The sequence below is a fragment of the Paracoccus sp. S4493 genome (assembly GCF_000967735.1).
Lineage (GTDB): Bacteria > Pseudomonadota > Alphaproteobacteria > Rhodobacterales > Rhodobacteraceae > Paracoccus > Paracoccus marcusii.
This window is the reverse complement of record NZ_JXYF01000125.1, coordinates 1-3,111: the sequence shown is the minus strand read 5'-3', so window position 1 is coordinate 3,111 and position 3,111 is coordinate 1. Positions and strand designations below refer to the sequence as shown.

The following is a 3,111-nucleotide window of genomic DNA, read 5'->3' as shown; positions in this document are numbered from 1 at the left end:
CGCATCATCTTCATGACCATTCCCGCCGTCGCGCTGTTTCGCGGAGCGCATTGAGCGGGCGGCTGTATCCGATGCACGAATAGCCCCGAGTTTCTTAGACACCTTCGTATGTCATCTTCTGCCGCCGTTTGAACTCGACTGGTGACAGCATCCCGTTCCTCGCATGCTTGCGCTTCGGGTTGTAGAACATCTCGATGTAATCGAACACGTCCTGCCTGGCTTCTTCGCGGGTCCGATAGGTTCGCCGTCTGATCCGGTCCCGCTTGAGGAGGTTGAAGAAGCTTTCGGCCACCGTGTTGTCGTGGCAGTTTCCTTGGCGGCTCAAGGAGTGCTCAAGATTGTGGGCGCACAGGAAGGCGCCCCAATCCATGCTGGTGAATTGGCTGCCCTGACCGGAGTGGATCAGCACCTTCGCCTTGGGTTTGCGTCGCCAGACCGCCATGAGCAGGGCTTGCAAGACGACGTCCGTGGTCTGGCGGCTTTGCATCGACCATCCGATGACACGCCGAGAATAGAGGTCGATGACCATCGCGAGATAGGCAAAGCCCTCCTGCGTCCGGATGTAGGTGATGTCCGTCACCCAGACACGATCCGGTGCTTCGACGTCGAACTGCATGTCGAGGGTATTGTCGACTACGAGCGAAGGCTTGCCTCCGTAGCTGCCCGAACGCCGCTTGTAGCCGATCTGCGCCTTGATCCCTGCAAGCTGTGTCAGTCTGGCCACGCGGTTCGCGCAGATACTTTCTCCCTGCTCCAAAAGATCGTCGTGCAGTTTGCGATAGCCGTAGACCTTGCCGCTGTCGGTCCAGGCATTGAGCAGCGTCTTCGTCTGGCGCTTGTCTTCCATCACCCGATTGCTCAGCGGCACCTGAAGCCATGCATGGAACCCGCTCGGTTGGATGCGCAGGCACCGGCACATGGCCCTGACGGAAAACTGCCCTCGATGCTCGGCCACGAACGCGTATCTCACCTTGCATCCCTGGCGAAATACGCGCTCGCCACTGTCCTCGGACCGATGGCGGACAGGGCTCGCCCTTTTTTAGAATGTCCCGCTCCTCCGACACGCGCGCCAGCTCGCGCTTCAGCCGACGGACCTCGACATCCTTATCGGTCTCGCCTGTGGCCGCCTTCGCGAACTTGCGCTTCCACGCATAGAGCGAATGCAGGCTGACCCCAAGCCGCTCCGAAACCGCCTTGATCGGGTAGCCCTGCTCCGTGATCTGTACGACCGCGTCACGCTTGAACTCGTCTGCGAAATTGCCTGTGCCCATCACGGCCTCCTTGCCTCAAGGTTAGCGAAGAAGGCGTCCAGGAAACATGGGGCTATTCAGATCACCCTTGCAGCAACCGTCATCTGTTGGCTGGGAATCCAGACGATAAGCGCGTGCGCACTAAGCGCAGGACCTCAGGATCCGTAACGAGGTAGGGAAAAACATGTTTTGTTATAGTGAGACATTCTATAGCCGAAGGCGGAAGCGCCATAACAGAGAGATGCCGTTACCTGCCAAGTCCGAACGTTCGTAGGAGATGAGACGCACTGGCGTCGACGAACCTCTTTGCTGCTCCATAATGCTGCAAACTTCGGTCTCTCAATGCTATGCACGAGAAGACTGGCAACATGCCCTATGGTAAGCGAACGATCAGATGGTACACGCGACGTTTACAACCGTCGATCTACATTCGCACGCCATGCCGACATGAGTGAACCTTTGTGCCTCGGCAGTGCCACCATCATATGACGGCACAGTATCTTCCGGCATCTAGATACGATCGGTCGCAGCGCCACTCGCGCCATACGGCCCGAAGCGCCGGTCGGCACGACACGTTTGGCCAGAACGGGGCCTACACGCCAGTAAAGGAGGATGAAAGCGCGGCCAGTTGGGTATTTGACAAGCACGCGGTCCCGGTATCGGCGAAGCGTCACCACATCCGGATGCATGCGGTCTCCATAGGCTGCGGTTGCGACGAAGCATGCCCCTCCCGAGGCGCCCTGATCCTCTTGGTCGGTGTCAGCCTCGTCACCAGTGCCTTCGTCATCTGATGGGTCACCACCAACGGCAGGCAATTCGTCCGCGTCTGCCGCTGGCTGCGACGTTCCGGGAACCGGCTCGCCGTCGATATACTGCGTCGTGACGGTCTGTCCATCCACCGTCTCCTGGACCAGGACGGGCTGGGTCGTGTTCGCGAAGTTCTGGGTCATGAACAACGCGTCCTGAGTTCCGCCCTGTCCCTCGACCGACCCCAACGACAGGCCGATCCCGATATACGCAACATCGGGATCGAGGATGTTCGCCTGATGGGAGGGGCTTTCCATCAGTGCGGAATGCAGCCGGTCGACGTCGGCTTCGGCCGCCGGACCTCTCAGTCCCGTATAGGCCACATTCTCCGTCAGGTTCCACGACCGGCCGGCAAGCGGAAAGTCCGCATCCTCGACCCTGTCGGTCGGAGAGGATCCATCCTCGCCAGCGTGCGAAATCGCCTGCTCTTCGGCCATCCAGTCGGAATGGTCCTGGGCTGCGGCGTTTAGATGAACTTCGACGTGGACTGGGTTGAGACCAGCCTGTTCCCGGTCTGCATTCACCAGATCGACGACGTGAAGTTCAAGACTGTTCGCGATCTCAGATGGCATCTTCCGCTCCAATTCCGTGAAAGAGGAGCGCGATGCAAATTTGCCGACGCAGAGGCCTGCTTGTCAGGCACGCTGCCTCATCTGACGCGAAGCTTGTCACAGCTTCCCAAGCTTTTCCAGATGAGCAGGCATGGTCGGCGACCGTCCGCCGGGTGATTGCATCAGGCCCTGTCCCTTCACGCGTCCCGCGCCGGCTTTGCGCGAACGCACGGACCCTTCGTTCAACACTCAGTCCATGCAGCACGATCATGCGGAGCCATCATGCTCGCTTGTTCTACCAGCGATCGATGCAGGGCTTCGAGAGAGGATGCCGAAAGAACAATGATGCCGCCAGCATGCCTCAAGACCAAGCAGAATCATGACTCCTCCAGAAGCACGCGGGTTGGAATCGAGCGCGAAATTCCCCATTACTGAGGTGCTACCCATTCCTTTGACAGGATATGGCGCTTTTCAAGCTCTGATTGCTCTGCTCCCCAACCTTG

2 protein-coding genes are annotated in these 3,111 nt (G+C 59.0%); both read right to left on the bottom strand.

The window, feature by feature from the left end:
• Positions 1 to 94: 94 nt before the first annotated feature.
• Positions 95 to 1,271 (bottom strand): IS3 family transposase gene (locus TW83_RS14545; RefSeq protein WP_239441381.1). Its coding sequence is split into 2 segments (ribosomal slippage): positions 95 to 1,025 and positions 1,024 to 1,271, totalling 1,179 coding nucleotides; the frame shifts between segments, so codons are not numbered across the junction.
• A gap of 389 nt (positions 1,272 to 1,660) precedes the next feature.
• Positions 1,661 to 2,629, bottom strand: coding sequence for a CFI-box-CTERM domain-containing protein (locus TW83_RS19455; protein WP_052714914.1), 969 nt, complete (start codon positions 2,627 to 2,629; stop codon positions 1,661 to 1,663).
• Between the last annotated feature and the right edge of the window lie 482 nt (positions 2,630 to 3,111).